This window comes from uncultured Desulfosarcina sp., from assembly GCF_963664155.2.
Lineage (GTDB): Bacteria > Desulfobacterota > Desulfobacteria > Desulfobacterales > Desulfosarcinaceae > Desulfosarcina.
The window spans coordinates 1,514,668-1,533,817 of the sequence record NZ_CAXXXH010000001.1 but is presented as its reverse complement, the minus strand read 5'-3'; the positions used below and the strand labels follow the sequence as shown (position 1 = coordinate 1,533,817).

Annotated in this window: 21 protein-coding genes and 2 pseudogenes; 13 read left to right on the top strand and 10 right to left on the bottom strand. The window is 45.3% G+C overall.

The genetic code is table 11. The features are described 5' to 3' along the window. Positions 1-18: 18 nt before the first annotated feature. Complete coding sequence (locus ACHZBS_RS06910) at positions 19-330, bottom strand: TIR domain-containing protein (RefSeq protein WP_394708036.1); 312 nt, start codon at positions 328-330, stop codon at positions 19-21. A 104-nt stretch (positions 331-434) separates the two neighbouring features. On the opposite strand from ACHZBS_RS06910, the pseudogene ACHZBS_RS06905 reads away from it, so the two are divergent. The 3 genes and pseudogenes from ACHZBS_RS06905 to ACHZBS_RS06895 all read left to right on the top strand — a co-directional run. Next, positions 435-620: pseudogene (locus ACHZBS_RS06905) on the top strand (transposase); the annotation flags it as partial. A 36-nt stretch (positions 621-656) separates the two neighbouring features. Next, positions 657-947: an IS1595 family transposase gene (locus ACHZBS_RS06900; RefSeq protein ID WP_394708035.1), complete on the top strand. Its 291-nt coding sequence runs from the start codon at positions 657-659 to the stop codon at positions 945-947. 15 nt (positions 948-962) lie between these two features. Then, entirely contained in the window at positions 963-1,409 is a 447-nt protein-coding gene (locus ACHZBS_RS06895) for a transposase (RefSeq protein WP_394707972.1), read from the top strand. A 243-nt stretch (positions 1,410-1,652) separates the two neighbouring features. Here the strand turns inward: ACHZBS_RS06895 and ACHZBS_RS06890 are convergent, their stop codons facing one another. From ACHZBS_RS06890 to ACHZBS_RS06880, 3 genes are all read right to left on the bottom strand, one after another. Then, entirely contained in the window at positions 1,653-2,096 is a 444-nt protein-coding gene (locus ACHZBS_RS06890) for a TIR domain-containing protein (protein WP_319405774.1), read from the bottom strand. A 97-nt stretch (positions 2,097-2,193) separates the two neighbouring features. Next, positions 2,194-3,357, bottom strand: coding sequence for an ImmA/IrrE family metallo-endopeptidase (locus tag ACHZBS_RS06885; RefSeq protein ID WP_319405773.1), 1,164 nt, complete (start codon positions 3,355-3,357; stop codon positions 2,194-2,196). Then, positions 3,354-4,019, bottom strand: coding sequence for a hypothetical protein (locus tag ACHZBS_RS06880; RefSeq protein WP_319405772.1), 666 nt, complete (start codon positions 4,017-4,019; stop codon positions 3,354-3,356). Before ACHZBS_RS06880 ends, ACHZBS_RS06885 begins: the two co-directional genes overlap by 4 nt. 325 nt (positions 4,020-4,344) lie before the next feature. On the opposite strand from ACHZBS_RS06880, the gene ACHZBS_RS06875 reads away from it, so the two are divergent. The 8 genes from ACHZBS_RS06875 (at position 4,345) to ACHZBS_RS06840 (ending at position 9,025) form a co-directional block, all read left to right on the top strand. Continuing rightward, positions 4,345-5,292 (top strand): hypothetical protein, encoded by a 948-nt coding sequence (locus ACHZBS_RS06875; protein ID WP_319405771.1) that lies wholly within the window; start codon positions 4,345-4,347, stop codon positions 5,290-5,292. A 116-nt stretch (positions 5,293-5,408) separates the two neighbouring features. After that, entirely contained in the window at positions 5,409-6,116 is a 708-nt protein-coding gene (locus ACHZBS_RS06870) for a tyrosine-type recombinase/integrase (RefSeq protein WP_319405770.1), read from the top strand. A gap of 122 nt (positions 6,117-6,238) precedes the next feature. Further along, positions 6,239-6,436 (top strand): hypothetical protein, encoded by a 198-nt coding sequence (locus tag ACHZBS_RS06865; protein WP_319405769.1) that lies wholly within the window; start codon positions 6,239-6,241, stop codon positions 6,434-6,436. Between the two features lie 132 nt (positions 6,437-6,568). Next, entirely contained in the window at positions 6,569-6,958 is a 390-nt protein-coding gene (locus ACHZBS_RS06860; protein ID WP_319405768.1) for a hypothetical protein, read from the top strand. Continuing rightward, positions 6,955-7,146: a DUF4314 domain-containing protein gene (locus ACHZBS_RS06855; protein ID WP_319405767.1), complete on the top strand. Its 192-nt coding sequence runs from the start codon at positions 6,955-6,957 to the stop codon at positions 7,144-7,146. The genes ACHZBS_RS06860 and ACHZBS_RS06855 overlap by 4 nt, the downstream gene beginning before the upstream one ends. Positions 7,147-7,401: 255 nt before the next feature. Next, entirely contained in the window at positions 7,402-8,184 is a 783-nt protein-coding gene (locus tag ACHZBS_RS06850; protein ID WP_319405766.1) for an antirestriction protein, read from the top strand. Position 8,185: 1 nt separating this feature from the next. Further along, complete coding sequence (locus tag ACHZBS_RS06845) at positions 8,186-8,503, top strand: DUF2958 domain-containing protein (RefSeq protein ID WP_319405765.1); 318 nt, start codon at positions 8,186-8,188, stop codon at positions 8,501-8,503. 285 nt (positions 8,504-8,788) lie between these two features. Further along, a complete protein-coding gene (locus ACHZBS_RS06840) occupies positions 8,789-9,025 on the top strand; it encodes a hypothetical protein (RefSeq protein ID WP_319405764.1) in 237 nt (78 codons plus the stop codon). An 83-nt stretch (positions 9,026-9,108) separates the two neighbouring features. Here the strand turns inward: ACHZBS_RS06840 and ACHZBS_RS06835 are convergent. The 6 genes from ACHZBS_RS06835 to ACHZBS_RS06810 all read right to left on the bottom strand — a co-directional run bounded on the left by ACHZBS_RS06835 (position 9,109) and on the right by ACHZBS_RS06810 (position 16,322). Then, a protein-coding gene (locus ACHZBS_RS06835; protein WP_319405763.1) for an IS3 family transposase occupies positions 9,109-10,238 on the bottom strand; the annotation gives its coding sequence in 2 pieces (ribosomal slippage) (positions 9,109-9,968 and positions 9,968-10,238; 1,131 coding nt in all). 370 nt (positions 10,239-10,608) lie between these two features. Next, positions 10,609-11,901: a TRAP transporter large permease gene (locus tag ACHZBS_RS06830; RefSeq protein WP_319405762.1), complete on the bottom strand. Its 1,293-nt coding sequence runs from the start codon at positions 11,899-11,901 to the stop codon at positions 10,609-10,611. A gap of 1 nt (position 11,902) precedes the next feature. After that, on the bottom strand, positions 11,903-12,313 hold the full coding sequence (locus ACHZBS_RS06825) for a TRAP transporter small permease (RefSeq protein ID WP_319405761.1): 411 nt from the start codon (positions 12,311-12,313) through the stop codon (positions 11,903-11,905). 204 nt (positions 12,314-12,517) lie between these two features. After that, positions 12,518-13,558, bottom strand: a complete 1,041-nt coding sequence (gene dctP, locus ACHZBS_RS06820) for a TRAP transporter substrate-binding protein DctP (protein ID WP_319405760.1) — start codon at positions 13,556-13,558, stop codon at positions 12,518-12,520. Positions 13,559-13,743: 185 nt separating this feature from the next. Beyond that, positions 13,744-14,907 (bottom strand): mandelate racemase/muconate lactonizing enzyme family protein, encoded by a 1,164-nt coding sequence (locus tag ACHZBS_RS06815; RefSeq protein WP_319405759.1) that lies wholly within the window; start codon positions 14,905-14,907, stop codon positions 13,744-13,746. Positions 14,908-15,155: 248 nt separating this feature from the next. After that, a complete protein-coding gene (locus ACHZBS_RS06810; protein ID WP_319405758.1) occupies positions 15,156-16,322 on the bottom strand; it encodes a mandelate racemase/muconate lactonizing enzyme family protein in 1,167 nt (388 codons plus the stop codon). 235 nt (positions 16,323-16,557) lie between these two features. Here ACHZBS_RS06810 and ACHZBS_RS06805 point away from each other — a divergent pair. Further along, a pseudogene (locus ACHZBS_RS06805) lies at positions 16,558-17,633 on the top strand (IS5 family transposase). A 514-nt stretch (positions 17,634-18,147) separates the two neighbouring features. Then, a complete protein-coding gene (locus ACHZBS_RS06800) occupies positions 18,148-19,062 on the top strand; it encodes a LysR family transcriptional regulator (protein ID WP_319405757.1) in 915 nt (304 codons plus the stop codon). Positions 19,063-19,150: the final 88 nt, after the last annotated feature.

The following is a 19,150-nucleotide window of genomic DNA, read 5'->3' as shown; positions in this document are numbered from 1 at the left end:
CCAAAATTGTTAAATTCTCTATTTCATTTGTGCTATAGCGACTTCAATCCAGTCTTCAAGGTTGTTTTTAATATCGTTATAGGCATCAGGTCGACTCGGGTTATAACATTTTACCAGTGATGATAGTTTTTTGCCATCATTGAAGCTGAACTGATCAAAAAGGTCCGGACCTTTATTGCATTTGCCGGTATTTGGGCAAATAAAATTTTGAATATATACCCCAAGTAATCCCTTCCCATCATTCCAAGCCTTTTCAATTTCATAAGCAACCCATGGGCGGTTAGCAGTTTCTTCACCGATTAAAACTACTACACAAGATCGATTAGCTATATTATCATTTCCGGTTCTCTATGAAACTCCAGTAAACCTGTTGTGACCGTATCTGTCACACGGCTGCGTTATGATGGCCTCACAACCAACAAAAGGAGGCCACCATGACAAACTTTTCCATTACTGAGGACTTTCCAAGATCCGAGATCGAATTTGATCAACGGTTTTCAAATCCGGATGCCTGTTACGAGTATCTGTTCCAACAAAAGTGGCCCAACGGCTTTGTGTGTAGAAAATGCGGCCACAACCGGTATTGGCTGAGTTCGCGGAACCTATATATTTGCACCCAGTGCGAACACCAGCATTCGTTAACGTCCGGTACGATTATGGATAGCTCTAAAAGCCCGATCACCTACTGGTTCAAAGCCATGTGGTGGTTTACTACCCGCAAATCCGGTGTCAATGCGGTAAATCTCAAAGAACTGTTGGGCTTTGGCAGCTATGGAACCGCCTGGACATGGCTTCAAAAACTCCGGCGATGTACGATCCGCCACGAGCGGGAAAAGCTGTCTGGACGCGTCGAGGTCGATGAGTTCTTCATCGGCGGTCAACGTACCGGCAAGCGAGGCCGTGGGGCCGAAGGCAAAACCATCGTAGCGGTTGCCGTCGAGCGCTGAGACCTCGAAAAGCGAATGGGTCGCATTCGCCTGCATGTCGCCCTGGATTGTTCAGGTTTTTCTTTGGAAACCTTTATTCTCGACAATATTGAGCCCGGCTCAACCATTGCCACGGATGACTGGCAAAGCTACAACATCATTGATAAAGAACAGTTCCGTCGCGAAACGACCAACCAAAGCAAGAGCAAGAACTACGATAAGCTATACGGCGCTCACTTGGTGACGACCTTGATCAAGCGATTGATCAGAGGAACGTATCAGGGTCGATTCGAACCGAAATACCTTCAAAACTACCTGGATGAGTATGTCTTTCGATTCAATCGCCGCAAATCAAAGAAAATTGGCAAAAAGTTCATGCGCATCGTTCAGCAAGCGCTAAAGACGCCCCGGATAACCTGGCCGGAGATTCCTTGGGATCTGGACCCGCTGTCCGAGTATTTTGCGACAACTGGAGCATCATAGAGAACCGCATTATCATTTATTCATTTCTCTATTGATGGATTTCCTTTCCGTCTAATTTCTTCCCATGCATTGGCTGAAATTGGCTTATTGTCCTCAAGTGCGCCTATATTTCTGATCTGCTGCACTCGCATAACATCGTTATCAAAATGGAAACTGTAAAAGACTTGTCTTTTTGGTATGGCTAATTCTCCAACAATCCTTGGCAATTTATGAAACACTGTTTTTAAGTTGATGCATAGCAGTTCATTTTCCTGCTAAGATTGCAGCTTCTTCAATCCATTTGGCAAAGCTTTCCTTTGTAGTGTACTTGTATGCTTTATATCCGTTTGCCTTAATTTGTGATGGTATAGCACCTGGAGCTCCAGTTTGGCCGTGCTGATCTTTGAGATGGTGAATTTGAACAGCAACAAGGCCGTTACCACGGGATAGCGATTGATCAATTTCGTAATTGATATACTTACGATTAGCAGTTCCATAAGTAACAAAAACAACAGTAACAGATGTGTTTAAGAGGGCTTTATCAATCATATCCTTTATGGCTTTATCCCCCTTTTTTTTAGCTTCCTCCCATAAAGATGCGTCTTGAAATCCTGCTGCCGCTGTTCCTATTACGTTCGTCATACTTCTGATTTGGTTTACTTTCCACACATGTTTGTAATGAAAACTAAAGAAACATCTTCTTGCCATTTTCTTTCCTTTCCTATTTTATGGTAAAAGTAAAATTCATTACGCAAAGTAAATAACCAACTCTAAATTTGACCTATTTAAAGAAATTGATTTTAAATCAAATCGAATGCTTCATTTTTCGAAACCTTACAATTGTTGCAGAATCAGCATCTATCCTGCGATCAATCTTGTTCAGCGTTTCCATGGGGACGCACTGACACAAAATATCCCTTAAGTCGTTGATATAAATCGAGAGCTTGTCTGCGAGTTCATCGAGAGTGATCTGGTCTTTCAGGAGTTCCAACGCCTGCGTGACCATCACGGGCTTTTCCTTTTCCCATTCATCGCCTTCATCTTTACGCATACCCGCGTTTGATAATTGGATCATTGCCCGTCGATGAGTTGATGTGGAAATCCGGCCCAATTCTTTTGCACGGTACAACAAGGCCTGGATCGACAATTTCCACCTGTCTTTTAGTCTGGCGAATGCGGCATAGCTCCAACTCCTGGGGCATTCCTCCAAAAAACTTTCTTTAGGAGCCAGGAATGCGCCAGCAAATCTGTTGGCCTGTCTCTCCGCCATGGCGTCACCAGTGACGAGGTCTTCATGCATTGCAAGATGACCAAGCTCGTGGCTCACATCAAACCTTATCCGACTAGCGCTCTTCTGGTAAGACACGAACATACAGGGTTGATTCCCGCGCCACGTGGAATAGGCGTCAACCTTTTCAACGGCATCATGAAGGGGCAGGACCAGAATACCTTTGCTTTCAAGTAATTTTACGATATTCGGTATCGGACCAAGACCCATCTTCCAATGTCTACGTAGGGCTATAGCGATATTTTCGATATGGTCATCGGATTCAGACGAAACCTGGAAGTTGGAGATCTGTTCTTCTGGAAAGATCACACCCTTTGATCCGAGGATTTCAATAAGGTCGATCCAAAGATCCCCTTTTCGCGCACTTTGCCGCCTCATTGCCTGAGAGGTAGATCGTAATGACCGGAAATGGCATGTGGACATATCGATTGATTTCGAAGACACTGATCTTTCAATGAAAAATGAAGGCGGTACCTTTAACGAGAATGATATACTTATGAATGTTTCCAGATCCGGGCTTATGAGTCCCCGCTCTATCTGTGATATTGCACTCGGTGTCTTCTTGATGCTTTTTGCCAGCTCCTTCTTGGTGAGGCCTCTCCATTCCCTCGCAAACGTAATTCTATTCGGATCAAGACGATCCAAAGCGAACTGTGGCGAATCACCCTTACTAATGGTCATTTGTCACCTTTACTTTCCAAGCCTTTTAGATTTGTTCTGGATTTATCGAGTTTTACTGGCACTTCAACGATTTCCTCTTCAGGTACAAACCCAGGCATATCCGCGATGTGGATGACATCAGCGGTTGATGCTTGTCCTCCGTCCACCAGAAAGATCGGGGCTTTTCTCACCCATTTATACTTACTGGAGTCCACCTCCAACGGCATGATCTCGCCCAGAAATACCTCTTTCAATCCTCTGTGAACATCGACATCAATCGCTATGACGATATTGTCTTTTTCCACCGGTGCGTCCCACTCATCGTTAAATAAGCTCATTTGAATGTGATTTGCTGCGGATTTTACGGCTTTCGCGCCGCTCGGAAGCCTGGACTGGCTGTTGATGCGATGGTGCCGTAAAACGTATGGACCGAGTCTGAGCTTATATTCGTTGCCTTTGCCCGATACTTCGAAAGGACATTCATCAATCTCTTCAGCAATAGTTCTGAAACGGTTCCATGTGTTCCTCCAGAACTGGGTTCCAAAAGTCCACATGTCGTTGAAGGCAGGGTCCATCAAATAGCAATTCATACAGATTTCAGCGGCTTGATGAATTTGGGGGAGAAGGTGTTCTTGAACGTGAGGAACAAGATCTTGGAGGGATTCGATGTCGGGAGTTTTCATTTGTTCTCCAGTTTAATAATTAATTAAAGATCAAACTTACACATCCATATTTCATTATATGAATAATTGCAACATAAAAATTAAGTAATAGGCGCTTTTTCACAATCGTGTGAATAAGATTTGGATTATAGCCTAAATACGCGGGATCTTCGACCTTGCCGTGTTTTTAGTCAAGATTACCCCAAATTCACCTTTTTCGTCTGTCTAATAGTCCCGATAGTGTTATTTTATTATATTTACAGTATGTTATCCTATTTACACACTATCCTAAAATTGGTATAATATTATAAAAAACAGTTAGTTACGCAAACTTTTAGGGTGTAAAATGAAGCTGAATAATTCATTCTGGAGACATTTCGAACTCGACCTACAAGAAATCAAACTGGCCTATCTGAATTGGGCAATCGGATATGCAAGGGGACCAAAGCCGGAACATAGGCATTTGTTCCTCTGGGATCATCAGGAAGACTTCTGCATTATCAATTCACGGTACGGACGTTCTTTTTCAATCAGCCCCTTCGGTATTGGTGTTCGCGGAGTACCAAGAATAAAACTGAAAGGGATTCCGCGAGGAATGGATGAAATTGATATAGCACTCAAAGCCCGATTAACAGAAAACACCCGATGCATTCGAGCTGCCATTGCGAGTGCACTGGAAACCGGAAACCTGGATAATGCTCGTCAGATGGTCCTCAATTTTTTCTGGCTCAAACTCGGTGCCCATGAACTTCTTTTTGATCGGATGCAGCTTGAATACGGTGAACGTGGAAAAGTCCGGAAAGGCCGGTGGGGTCTTGATGAGTCCGAAGGGTCGCATACACTGACCGGTCTTAGAAACCGAATTGTAAATACTGTTCGCTTCGGCGAGACTCTTGAAAATGAGTACATTCAAAATCTCAATAAAAAGCTTCCGGGTTTTAGTAAAGGCACCCTGAGTACCTTCTTGTCATCGGCGCTAAGTTGGAACCGGTACGGACTATGTGCATTCGATTGCGGTCCCGTTATTTGGAGCAAGAGAGGAGTCGTCCATTTCAACCAGGTGAAGCAACGCATGAATCAAATTGGATGGCCATATCACGGTTCACCGAGTCAGGTCTTGCGACCGTTATACAAAATCGCTTTGAATTACCGCAGGCCGCCCATTCGGCTGCGATGTGATCCCGACGAAGGATACAGTTGGAAATCGTTACGCCGTCGCGCTTGCCAGATTTACGAAATCATCGACAATATCCTGAATGAAATTAACCGGATACGGAAGGAAGAAATAGGCTGAATACTTCAGATATTACATATTATCTGAAAGATATTAGCAGTTTAGTCGGAGATTCACCGTGGTAATGTACAGTATCACTTATGTAAACCGTAGTATTTCCAACACAGGAGGTGGCCATGAAACAGTTTAATCGAAAATGGACTTTGGACAGGGAGAAGTTTCTGTCCGAGTCCGAGGTCAAGAAACTTCGGCGGACAATTGAAGACAAGGCTTTAGCTGATCTGCAAAAGGGGCGAACGACCTGGCCTCGTTTCTGGATGGCAATTGACCTGGGGGCAAGCGCGGGGCTACGGGTTTCGGAAATCGCAAACCTGAAGATCGACAACCTGTATCTCAATACCCGTGAACCCCGCATACGGGTAACCGGCAAGGGTAACCGAACCCGTGACGTTTTTATTTCTCGGGACCTCATGAAGCACCTTTCGGGCTTTCTGGAATGGAAACGGACCATGGATGAACCCATGGACAAGAATGATTTCCTGCTGGTATCCAGTCACGGGAAATCCTATTCAACCAGAGCCCTGCAGTATGCGTTCAAAGTCGCAATGGTTGAATCGGGTCTGCCGATTTATTACTCCATCCACTCTCTCCGGCACAGTTACGGCACCTATCTGTATCAGCGTACAAAGGACCTGCGGTTGGTCCAGAAACAGCTGGGGCATTCATCCATAGCCACGACCACGATTTATGCGGATGTCACCGTTGAACAGACCCTGGAAGCTGTTAACGGGCTTTTCGAAGAAAACTACGACCAAGATTCCGAAACCGGTGAAACTGAAACCGTCCCGCCTTCTGATCATCCCACCAAGCCTGATCCAGAATAATCCCCCAACTGAAAAACTGATTAGCAGCTTCGATTAAACGGGCGATTTCGTCATTTACCGTGGGGCCATTGGTGCGCCCTGAATTTGAAACCACAACCAATTGCAGGGAAGGGGGATCCACCATGTATTCACCGAAAGTCAAAGAAGACCTGATTCCGATTCTGTACCGGCTGGCCAGGCAGGAACAAAAGCCAATGACGGCATTGGTGGATGAGATGCTGCGATCGGAAATTGCGCAACGCAATGGACACTTCAAACCATCAGGCGATGGAGCGGTTTCGAAAGGGGTAAAAAAAACAGCTGACGCTGGAGGATCTTAAGAGCTTTCTGGCCGGAAAATATATCGTTCTGGACTGCGGCCATCGGTATTGCCTGCATCCGTTCAGTAATACATTCGTGATGACGGCCAACGGCAAGACCTACTGCCATAACTGTTACGATTAGGAGGAAAAATGACACTAAAAACCAAATGCCGCCGGCACTGGCAATCATTGGGAATTTCGAACCCGGAACGGCTCAAGGATTTCATTGTCGCTCTTTTCGTTGAACATGAGCACCAGAAAGATGTGGTGATCGAAATCTATAAACTGGCGCTTCCGGAATGGGACCGGATTTCGAAAATCAAAGGCTATCCGGAGATCGGCAATGAAATGTGGTCTTACATCTGTCGGTTGTTCCAGAAATTTGACCACGACCATCATCCCGATTGCATGCCCGGTGGCGCATGGATGAACACCGGCTTTTCCGTCAACAAGGATCTTGGAGACTGGGAAATCAGTTTCGGTAACTGCCAGGTTGAATACACCCAACCGATTCCAATCCAAACGGAGGTGAGCATATGAAAGACCAACTTGCAGGCAAGCGAATAGAATTGATCTCAACGAGTGACCCGTACACCAATCTCAGACCGGGCAATAGGGGAACCGTAGACGTTGTAGACGACATGGGGACGATCCATGTGAATTGGGATAACGGTTCAACACTGGGGTTGGTTCCCGGCGAAGACCAATACAAATTGGTTGACGAATAGCCGGTGACAGCATGGCAGGCAATATCGCCTAAACCCATTCTAAGGGCGTTTCGTGTAAAATTGTAATGCCGGGACCCGTTTTTACAACATGGGGTTGAAAACATACTTAAAAGAGGGGGCTTTGCCTGTTTTTCGGGGTCTTTTTTGCCCTATTTTACTGATTTCAAGGGATTTTAATAATCTGAAGACCGACATCCCACCGATCAATCCAACCATTTAAACAATCAGCTGAATCACAATTTAAGGAGGTGTTCCATGGCGGCGTCAATCCATGAGACCGTTAGCGGCATAATTGCGTCCTTTGAACAAGGGGACATACCAGAGGCGATTGCGTATTCGGTATTTCCTATTGCCGACATTCCATCTGCCAAGTGGTCATTGCTCAACCGGACACTCACGTTTTTGGCTGGAACACAGGATGCACGCGGCTTTAGGCAATGGAAACAGGTTGGCCGATTCGTGAAGAAAGGAGCCAGGTCATTTCGAATATTGGTTCCGTCTTTTGTAAAAAACGAGAACGAGGAAAATGGCGAAATTGAAAATTATCTTCGGGGATTCATGTGTCGGCCGGTCTTTCGACTGGAGGATACCGATGGTGAGGCATTGGATTACGAAATGTTGGAACTGCCGGACTTTCCTTTGATTGAGAGGGCCGAGGAATGGGGTATTTCTGTTAAGGCGATTCCAGGCAATTACCGCTATTACGGGTATTACATGCCTGGACGCAAGGAGATCGCCATTGCCACGGCGGAGGAGGGTGTCTTTTTTCATGAACTTGCCCATGCTGCCCACGAGAAAATTAAAGGGGTACTAAAACCGGGGCAGGATTCATTGCAAGAGATTATTGCGGAACTATCTGCACAGGTACTTTGCCGTATGGTTGGGAAACAGTCCCGTGACACCACCGGCAATTCATACCGGTACATTGGACGCTACGCTGAGAAAATCAAACTCACACCCCAAGCAGCCTGTCTGAAGGTCATGTCTGAAACCGAGAAAGTCCTGAACCTGATTCTGAAACCGAAAGGAGTTGAATAAAATGTGGAATACGCCAACTAAAGAAGAGCTTTCGAAAATACCGCGGCTCTACGAGACTGAAAACATTCCCCTCAAGGATAAAATCATCCACATGCACTTTTTCATTGGTGGGTGTGATTGGTATGTCGCGGAGTACGACGGAGATGATTTGTTTTGGGACTATGCCATCCTGAACGGAGACACGGCCAATGCCGAATGGGGGTATATTTCATTCAAGGAGCTGCGGGACTTGGTGGTCCCGCCAGGGATTGAGATCGATAGGGACCTGTATTGGAGAAAAAAGCTGGCAAAGAAAATTCCTAAAATAACAAAACTATGACTTTCTGTCAGGTTTTTATTTCATCGAATTATTCGGAGGTGTTCTTATGTTGAAAAAAGGCAAAACGCTTATCTATGAAACTCAAGCTATACGTTTTTTGCTGTCATTCCCGCGCAGGCGGGAATCCAGATTTTACATGAGGCCTCCTGGATTCCGGATCTTCGCTGCGCTTCGTCCGGAATGACAAAAATGGAAGTGCCCTAAGGAATGTTAACTTGAGCTTTATAGAGAACCGCAAAAGGCAATATCTTTAAAATTTTCGAAAGTGATCCCAAAAGGTATCAAATGTTTTCTGATGCCGGAAACAATCTTTGTGAAAAACTTTCAAAGGGGATCTGTGAGCGAATAATAGCGGGAAAACTAACGATTGAAGTAGCCGTCAGCGAAATCAACAAGGGGATTGATGAAATTGCTGAAATGTATCCGGAGGTCAATGACTCCGAACCGAGAGGTCAATTCCGATATGAAATTCAAGAGGCTTATCGTGAAATTGGAGTACAAGTTAAAGACTTCTGGATATAAGTGAAATGGTAAAATGAGCGCTGGCTCCGGGGTGCTGGACAGAAACCCGCATTTTTAAGTGAAGAAACTCTGCCGGGTTGGGATCAGGCTGCCCGGTGTTGAGGAAGTTGGCCGAAATAGACCACATCGGGGGTCTGCCCGTCAAGCGCCGAATGCGGTCGGCGTTGGTTGTAAAAAAGGAAGTAGCGCCCCAGGCCGCGCCGGGCATCCGCCACCGAGTCATAGGCATGAAGATATACTTCTTCATACTTGACGCTCTTCCAGAGGCGTTCGACAAAGACGTTGTCGCGCCAGGAGCCTTTCCCGTCCATGCTGATCTGAATATGATGCTTTTCCAACAAGCCGACAAAGTCTTTGCCGGTGAATTGGCTGCCCTGGTCGGTATTGAAGATTTCCGGGGTTCCGTAATCCCGAATCGCTGCTTCGACAGCATCAATGCAGAAATCGGCCGTCATGCTGTTGGACAGCCGCCAAGCCAGGACACGTCGCGTCGCCCAGTCCAATACAGCCGCCAGGTAGATAAAGCCCTTGTTCATCGGAATGTAGGTGATATCCATGGCCCAGGTCTGATTAGGCGCTGTGATCTTTCGATGGCGCAGCAAGTACGGAAACACCTTATGGCCCAGATGCGGTTTGGTGGTGCGGGGGCGTTGGTAAAGGGCCTCTATCCCCATTTTTCGCATCAAGGTGGCGACATGCCTGCGACCGACACTGGCCCCGTCTTGTCGCAGCAGATCCCGTAGCATCCGGCTGCCGGCAAAGGGATATGCAAGATGCAGCCTGTCAATCTGCCGCATCAATTCCAAATCTGCTGCTGAGACGGCCCGGGGGGCGTAATAGAACGACGAGCGCGCCATTTTCAGGATCTTGCATTGCTGCACCACCGGCAACGGGTGCTGCCGATCAATCGTCACTTTGCGCTCGCATCGGGAATACGACCGAGCGCGCCGGCCAAAAAATCGTTTTCCATTGCCAACTGGCCGATCTTGGCATGTAGATCTTTGACATTGGGGCCGTTGACGGCCTTGCGCTCTGCCGCTGTAGCGAACAGATCCTTGGCGTGCTCTTGCAGTTGGGTCTTCCACTGCACGATCTGGTTCGGGTGAACATCGAACTGTTGAGCCAACTCCGCTAAGGTCTGGTCGCCCCGTAAGGCTGTTATCGCCACCTTGGCTTTGAAGGTTGCTGCGTGATTCCGTCTAGGTCGTTTCATTGTCTGCTCTCCTTGGTTAACGAATAGTTACTGCGTTATTAGAGCAGAGTTTTCACTTAAAAGCCTGTCCTTTTTTCCGAAACCGGCTCTAAGTCAAGCTTTTTACGTTAGGTTTGTGTTATGATATGCGACAAAAAAGATCGGAAAAGAAAACGAATGATATATGAAATGGAGATTGAATAGATGGTAATCTTCCGGCACGAGTTCTCCTCCTTTCCTGGAGGAGCATATTGCCACGCCTTACCGGTTTTGTGAAGATGGGGTTAGATGGACACTTACATTAAAACACTAACAGGTTCCAGGCCTACTATTTATTGATCTAACTGTTGGACAGCGATACCTATTTTTAAAAAGATGTATCTCATGCTTATCAATCAATGAATCCTAGTACTTTGGGCAGATATGTAGTTAGTGATGGAAAAACATTAAGAAGAAAAACTACAAATATATTCATCATAAACATAGGGAGGATTGCTTTAAATACCTTTTCCATAGATAGTCCAGCTATATCGGCTGTGGCGTATAAAATAACCCCAACAGGTGGTGTTATTAAGCCCATCACTAAATTCATTATCATTATTATTCCCCACGTAAAGGGATGCAGTCCAACGGAATAGGCCAATGGAGCAAGCATTGGAGCGAATAAAATTATAGCTGCCCCTTCTGTCATCCACATACCCACAAAAACAAGGAATAAATTCAGAAGAAGAAGTATTACATATTTATTAGAAACATGTGAAAGCACGAAATCCCTGATCAACCCAGGGACATCTTCAAAACCAAAAACCCACGAAATGATTCCAATAAATGCTAAAATAAAAAAAAGCTTGGCTGAAGAATATGCGGCACTATAAATTATTGGGGGAAGCTCTTTGACTTTCAAATTTCGATAAATAATAATACTGACAACAAGCGCATAAGCCACAGCTGCGGCGGCGGCCTCAGTTGGAGTAAATACGCCAAGGACTATTCCTCCTAAGATAATAATTGGCATTAAAATAGCTAATAAAGCATCTTTCAATCCTAAGGCATATTCTATCGGCTTTGCTGAGATGGTCCTTTTGGGGTACCCACGCTTTTTTGCAAGAACATTCACGATCACCATATCGCCTAAACCTTTTAAAAGGCCTGGCAATAGAGCTGCGGCAAACATTCCTCCAACTGATAATTCTTCAACCGCACAATAAATAACAATGACAATACTCGGAGGGATAATTGGACCGATAAGCGATGAAGATGCGGTTATGGCTGCCGAAAATGGCTTGTCATATCCTTCCTTACTCATAGCTGGAATGAATATTTTACCCAATGCTGCGACATCGCCCAATGCAACTCCGGTAATACCCGCAAAAAGCATACTAGAAAGGACGTTGACCTGAGCTAACCCCCCTTCCATTCTTCCTACAATAAGATTAGCAAAATTCACTAATCTATCCGAGATTTTGGCTTTATCCATTATTTCCCCTGCTAACATGAATAATGGTAAAGCCATAAGAACAAAAGAATTAAGACCATTGAATACATAGTTAGGCAACATAGGCATAAATGCCTCTTGCCCTGATAAAATAAAGTATGAGACCCCAGTAAATCCCATACACAGCCCGATAGGCATCCCGAGCATAATTAAAATTAAAAATATAAGGATTATCCAGATAATAAGCACATTAAACTCCTGTGAATAATAGCTTATAAGCTTTTATAAATGCTTCAACAGTCTGAATCAGTGATTCCAAAAACATTAAGAAAAAAGAAATTGTAATAGGGAGATAGAAAGGAAACATGGATGTTCCCAAACTTACTGCTTCAACCCTTAATCCTTCCTTCAACATTGGAATGCTATAGTAAAAAATAAGAAACAAAAATGCAGCTTGAAGTAAAAGAACTGGGACTTTTAACATGGATTGAGTCGTTTTAGATAATTTGTCTAGGATAAAAGTGACTCTCAAATGGGCCCGGTCTAGCATAACTGATACGGAACAAACATAAGCCAATGCTATCATCTGGTATCTGGCAAGTTCTTCAGCCCATGTCAAAGGTGAAGAAAAACAGTAGCGACTAATAACTTGGGCAACCATAATTATTGTCATAAGCGACAATAAAATTATCGAGAACCATTTACATAGTGATCCTATAAGTTCTCGGCTTTTCTCAACAAAAGTTATCATTCGAAATTCCATTCACTAGAGGACTAAACTGGGGATGGACAGTCTCCTCATCTTCTAGTAGAGGGCCGTTCGAGTCAACCGAAGCAAAATGAATCGAACGGCCCACAGATTGAACTATTTATAACCTAATTTTCTTTCAGCCTTATCAGTTTCATCCAAAACCATATCGATAATTTTGGGATCCATTTGGCTTTTCAAGTAAGTGATGACTTCTTTCTGAGTGGCATCTTGAAACATTCTCTTTTCTTCCGTGGTAGGTGCATAAACCTCCATACCTTTTGACTTCAAGAATTCCAGGTCTATTGATTCATTAATGCGGCAAATCCCCCTGGCGGCAACTTTCGCTATCTCTCCGGCTTTTATTATCGCGGCCTGATATTCCTTTGGTAACTCTTGAAACCACTTATCGTTAAGGTATATTGAAATAGCACCATAGAGGTGACCATCAAGCGTCAAATATTTTTGGACCTCGTAAAGCCGTGCAAGCTTTATGGTGCTAATTGGATTCTCTTCTCCATCTACAACTTTTGTTTGAAGGGCACTGTAAAGTTCACTCCAGGCAATTGGCGTCGGTTTTGCGCCCGTCACTTCAACAAGTTTCATATGAGCCGGAACTGGCATCGTTCTTATTTTCAGACCTTTAAGGTCAGCAGGTGTTCTTACCTCTCTCTTGCTATTTGTAAAATTTCGATATCCGGCATCTTCGCACCAAGCCAAAGGCCTCATTCCCGTTTTTTCTACCATATCTTTTCTGAGCCAATCCCCCACGGGACCGTCAAAAACTTCCCAAGCGACGTCATGATGAAGAAATAAGTATGGGATGGATATAGCTGCAATGTTTGGATAATATGGGGCGATATTGCCTGCGGACATAATGGTGGCTTGGATGACCCCCATTGAAGCTTGTTCCCACATCGCTTTTTGATTACCGAGAACACCATTTGCATAAATTTTGACTTGAACATCCCCACCAGTTCTTTTTTCAACCTCTTGCGCAAAGACTGCCCAAGGAGCACTCACATTGGAGTATGGTTGTTCAGGATTTGAGTGGCCAATTTTTAGTACATATTTTGCAGCCTGAGATGTAGTTGGAGTAAAAACTCCAAAAAAAAATGACATTAAACCGATGAACAATGTACCACATACGAACCTCATAATTGTTACCTCCCTAAAATCGTTTTATTGTTAAAAATCAATTTGGAATTATTATCTCGTACAAACTTACAGTATTAAGAATTAAATTAATAATAGATTAATATCTTCCAAATTGGTGCCAAGTGACCTTTTTACCAACGTTTATGTTTTTTAAAAAATTTAAATATAATACCTCGCGGTGGTCACTAGACCTGAGCCCATATATGGGTGTCCATAACGGCTTCATTCAGTGAGACCCCAAAACCCGGCATATCAGTAATCGAAATGACCCCATCGCGCACCCTGTCCTCGAATCGCTCAGTGGCAACCTCCACATATCCAGGAACCCTCTGCCAGAAAGGAAAATGCTCCTGTATATAAAAATTCTGGATACAAGCGCTTAGATGGGTTGCGATACTCGCGGCGACCGAACTGCCGCATACATGTGGTTGAACCTTCACACCATAGGTGTCGCCCATTGCGGCGATTTTATGTGCTTCAGAAAATCCACCGGTATTGCCAATATCTGGCTGCAGAATACTTACTGCTCTGCTTTCCAATAGATCACGGTATCCGTAACGCATATACTGACGCTCGCCGGCTGCGACAGGAATCTGGGTTTTATCGGCAATCCGGCGCAATGCTCCCAAATCTCCAGGATCATTGACCTCCTCAACAAAGGCAATATCAAACTCTTCGACTTGACAGCAAAACCGGATCGTATCACCGACCGACAACCCCCCGGAGAGATCAAGCATTAGCTGCACGTCAGTGCCTACCGCGTCCCGTAGCCGGCGCACAACATCAACCGCAGAAGAGACCGCTCCGCAATCATCAGAAGAACGGTTTGTTGGATGGCGCAATGTACCGTTGGGCTGGATTCTGGATAGTGGATACATTTTAAGTGCGCGGTGTCCATCGATAACCGCTGCCTCTGCCTGCTTCAGCAAATCAGCAACAGACGTGGCTCCAAAATACCATCCGTTGGCATAGTAGCTCAGACAATCGCGAAGGCGGCCCCCGAAGAGATCGTAGACTGGTACGCCAAGCTCACGCGCACGGATATCCCATAGCGCCAGCTCAATGGCACTGAGCCCTGCACCGGCAATGCCGCCGGGATTCTTCAGCCAGAAGGACTGGTCGTACATTTCAGAAACCAGCGCATTAATGTTTACAGAATCGGAGCCAATGATAAACCGCTCGCAAAGATCTCTGATCATTGCTGCTGCTGCTGTTCCGCCACACCCGTAGGAAATTGCAGCTTCACCCAGCCCGACAATGCCATCACTCGTTTCGAGCTTCACTATCACAGGTTTCAGTCCCTGGCCCTGAACAAAGTATATTGTCGCTGAGGTAATTTTTGTCGTCATGCTTTGGTTATCGCTCTTTCTTTGCTAAATTAAGTCAAAATCAACGAATGCTGACAATCAACAATGGAAATTAAATTTTGCTACCAGTGTACACCAAGGTCTGTCCCTTACCCGATACCTTGACAGTGAAGTCAGCTTAATTGGTTTTTTTTCGAAGTTTTTCATCCAGAGATTTTCTGTCATATACGAAATGCGCCAATAGAGATAAATGATCGTGAGAGCCTCTACCACCTTCGGGAAATCAAAATTCACAATACTGCTTGCTGGTATTCAAAGGATTTGAACGGAGCTATGTTCTCCATATTAACTTCAGCACCCAGCCCAGGCTCATCCGTCAGACGCAGCTCACCTTTACTGATTTCCTCCTCAGCAGGGTTTTTCAGCACATGTACATAATCATTCGCATCACTGAAATAAGGATAGATCTCTAGTGCCATTGCATTTGAACATGCTGCCCACGCCTGAATTGAGGCTTTAGTACAAAGGGCTGAAGCACAGTTATGCGGAGAAACACGGACGTTATAAGCCTCTGCCATACCTGCAATTTGTACCAATTCCCAAATTCCACCGCAGTTTCCAACGTCGGGCATGATAACATCTACTCCGTTTGTGTCGAGCAATGTCTTAAATGCGTGACGTGTATAAACCCGCTCCCCTGTCGCAATTGGCATATTCCATCGTCCAGCCAACGCTTTATATCCAGACATGTTAAAAGCATCCAGTGGCTCCTCAATCCAGACAATGTTCACCTCCTGACAGAGTTCGAGAAAACGAATTAATTGATCACTTGAAAGTCCACCACTTAAGTCAAACATTAATTCAACTCCGTCCCCAACTACTTTACGTAAATTGCGGGTACGCTCACAGGCACGTTTAAACTCAGCATCTAAAAGCGCTCTGCGTTGCACATGAACAAGCGTTCCTCCTTCCTGCTTAGTAGCAAAGGGATAGCTCTTCAGCTTTGTGTATCCATCCTTCAGGGGACGCTCAGCAGCTTTAGCCCATTCCAAGGCATCATCGTGATTATGGTTCCAGCCATTGGCATAAACTGAAACCGTTCCAGTAAAGTTGGCACCAAGCAATTCACTTACAGAAACGCCCATCGCCTTACCCTTAATGTCCCAGAGCGCTTGATCAATGGCCGACAATGCGGAGAAAACAATGGCACCACCACCTTTTGTCCAGAACGAGTTATCATAGACCCGGTGCCAGACATTGCGAGGATAACGAGCATCACTACCAATAATTAGTGGTGCTATATCAGTTAACATTCCGGCCGTTGCCTTGGCCCCGAGGCCATATGCGACAGCAGCTTCACCGAAGCCAGAAATGCCATCATCCGTGTTCAGTTCAACCAATACCGGGTGCATGCCAGCACCATGGATTTGATAAACCTTTAAATTAGTGATTCGCATATTAAAGGGCCTCCTTACCCAGTGCACTTACATTCAAAATTTTACGAGACTTAACATGCATGTGAAACACTCCTTTATAGGTGTTGGGTGCCAGTACATTGTGGACAATATTAGCCAAACCCTTTCGCAGGTTGTTGAATAACTATTCACCTAAACCCCTGAATTTGCTGGAATCGGGGTCGTGGTTTTGTTAATATGTCGCGCATAACAATCCGATATTTCAAGAGAAAACGTTATTCGCGGCGAAGACCAGAACCAGCAGGCCATGTTCAGCTATGTGAGCCCGGAAGCTCGGGTTCCCAAGGATCATCCCTTGCGGCCGATCCGGGACATGGTCGACAACGCGTTGAATGATCTGGCTCCCTTGTTCCGAGAGATGTATTCGCATACCGGTCGGCCGCCCATTCTGCCGGAGCAGCTTTTACGGGCCTCTTTGCTGCAAGTGCTCTACTCCATCCGTAGCGAGCGGATGCTGGTCGAGCAACTGGATTACAATCTGTTGTTTCGTTGGTTCGTCGGGCTGTCCATGGACGATAAGGTTTGGAATCATTCCTCCTTCTCCAAAAACCGGGAGCGCCTGATGCAGTTCGAGGTGGCGACAGCGGTCTCCCAGTCAACCAAGGGGATTGCCGAGCGGGCCGGACTGATGTCGAAGGATCATTTCACCGTCGATGGGACCCTGATCGAAGCCTGGGCCTCGATGAAAAGCTTCCGTCCCAAAGACGATCAGGATCAAGACCCGCCGGTGGCGGGTGGTCGCAACCCTGAGGTTGATTTCAAAGGACAGAAACGCAAGAACGACACCCATCAGTCGACAACCGATCCAGATGCCCGCCTCCTCAAAAAGGGCAAAGGCAAGGAAACGAAGCTCTGCTACATGGGGCATGCGCTGATGGAGAACGGCAACGGCTTGGTGGTCGACAGTCGTCTGACCCAGAACGGCACCGCCGAGTGGGATGCCACCCTGGAGATGGTCGAAAACCTGCCGGAAACCAACCAGATCACGGTGGGCGGGGACAAGGGATACGATGTACCGGCCTTTGTCGATGGCCTGCGAGCGTTGTTGGCAACGCCGCATGTGGTTCAGAAAGACAAGAGAACGGCGATCGACGGGCGAACCACTCACCACGAAGGTTATGGGATCAGCAGAAAATCCGTAAACGGGTCGAAGAGATCTTCGGCTGGCTCAAAACAATAGGCTGCCTGCGCAAGACGCGCTATCGAGGACTTGGTCTGGTCGGCTGGATATTCGAGTTTGCCATGGCGGCCTACAACTTGACCCGAATGCGCAATCTGATCTGGGCAACCTGACCAGAAAAGAACAAAAATCAACAACGGATGGCAGAAAACGGAACCATCGGAACTCAAAACAAGGACATACAGCCCGGAATTAACGAAACACAGATTGTCAAAGATCAAAAAAAACGCTTTCGGGATAGAATGGGTCAACTCCCGGTTAGTTTTTCAACGACCTGTTAGATCCCTGCGAATCAGAGACATTTCTACCGGTGGAACTTACGCTGCAACTATTCAAAAAAGGATCAATTTGCCTCTTTTAGAAACGTCATATTAGGGTTACCTGTGGCACTAAAGACTTTGACTTCCCTGGCTTTGTCCACGATGCGCTGGCATTCATCATTTATGCGTTTGAATAACGAACGAACGATATTCTACTATCCAACAAATATATTATTTGCACAAATACTAAAATAAAATGACTTCATAAGGTTTACTTATGGTCATTGGTCTGTCATGATTAGCCTTAAATTGGAACTTGAGGCCGTCCCCCATGTGATCAACCCTTATTGAAATCGAAACCGACAGCATGAATTACCATCAAATAGAAACATTCTTCCAAGTTATGCTTACGAACAGCATATCCGCTGCTGCGCGCAGTCTTAACCGGTCTCAGCCAGCTGTCAGTTTGACGATAAAAGAGCTAGAGAATCAGTTAGGTACGAAGCTTTTTGAACGCAAGGCTGGTAAGTTAATTCCCAGAGTTGAGGCGATGGTGCTCTATGAGAGAGCAAAACCAATCATTATGCAGATGCGCAGTATCAAGGAAGATTTTTCTAAACTTGAAAATTTCCCAAAACCCACCGTTTCCGTAATTTCGGCTGACATTACTGGGATTCAACTGATTCCCTCCTGTCTCCAGAGTGTTGGAAAACACATACCCTTGAAACATCGGGTTATGCTCGGGCCAGCGGCTATGGTTGTTTCTGCTATGGAAAATCAGAAATATGATTTTGGTGTGTGTGATCTGGGGATAGAAACAGAAATACCTAAATCTGCCCTGTATTCTTTCGAGGAATTCCGCGTGCCAATCTATGCCCTGTATCGCAAAGGACTGTTAAAGTGTGACAAGGAAAGCATCAGTACTGAAGAACTTAAGCTTACAAATACCTGTTCCCTTTATTCTGAACATAATCTTTCTAGAGCACCCGAACTCCAGAACATTGGTACTGCAGTACAAGCTGAATTCCAGAACTTTTTCCCAATGGCTATTTTTGCTATTCAAAATGATTTAGTGACGATTGTTGATAAAGTCACATATGAAACCTTAAAACAACTATTCAAAAGCGATCTAAATGTGGATTTCAAAAGAATAGAGACTGATTATCTATTTAGCTACTACCTTCTCAGACCTCTTTTTCGCCTTCGTTCAGAGGTCGCTGACCGTTGTTACAATACCGTCCGCCAAGCATTTCTCAAACTGTCAGAGAAATCAAGTCCTTAGAAAAAACCAATCCTAAATTACATCAGATTTTACCCTGCCATAACAAGCTAAGCCACACACCTTGGAGACGTGCAGATTGATATGTAAA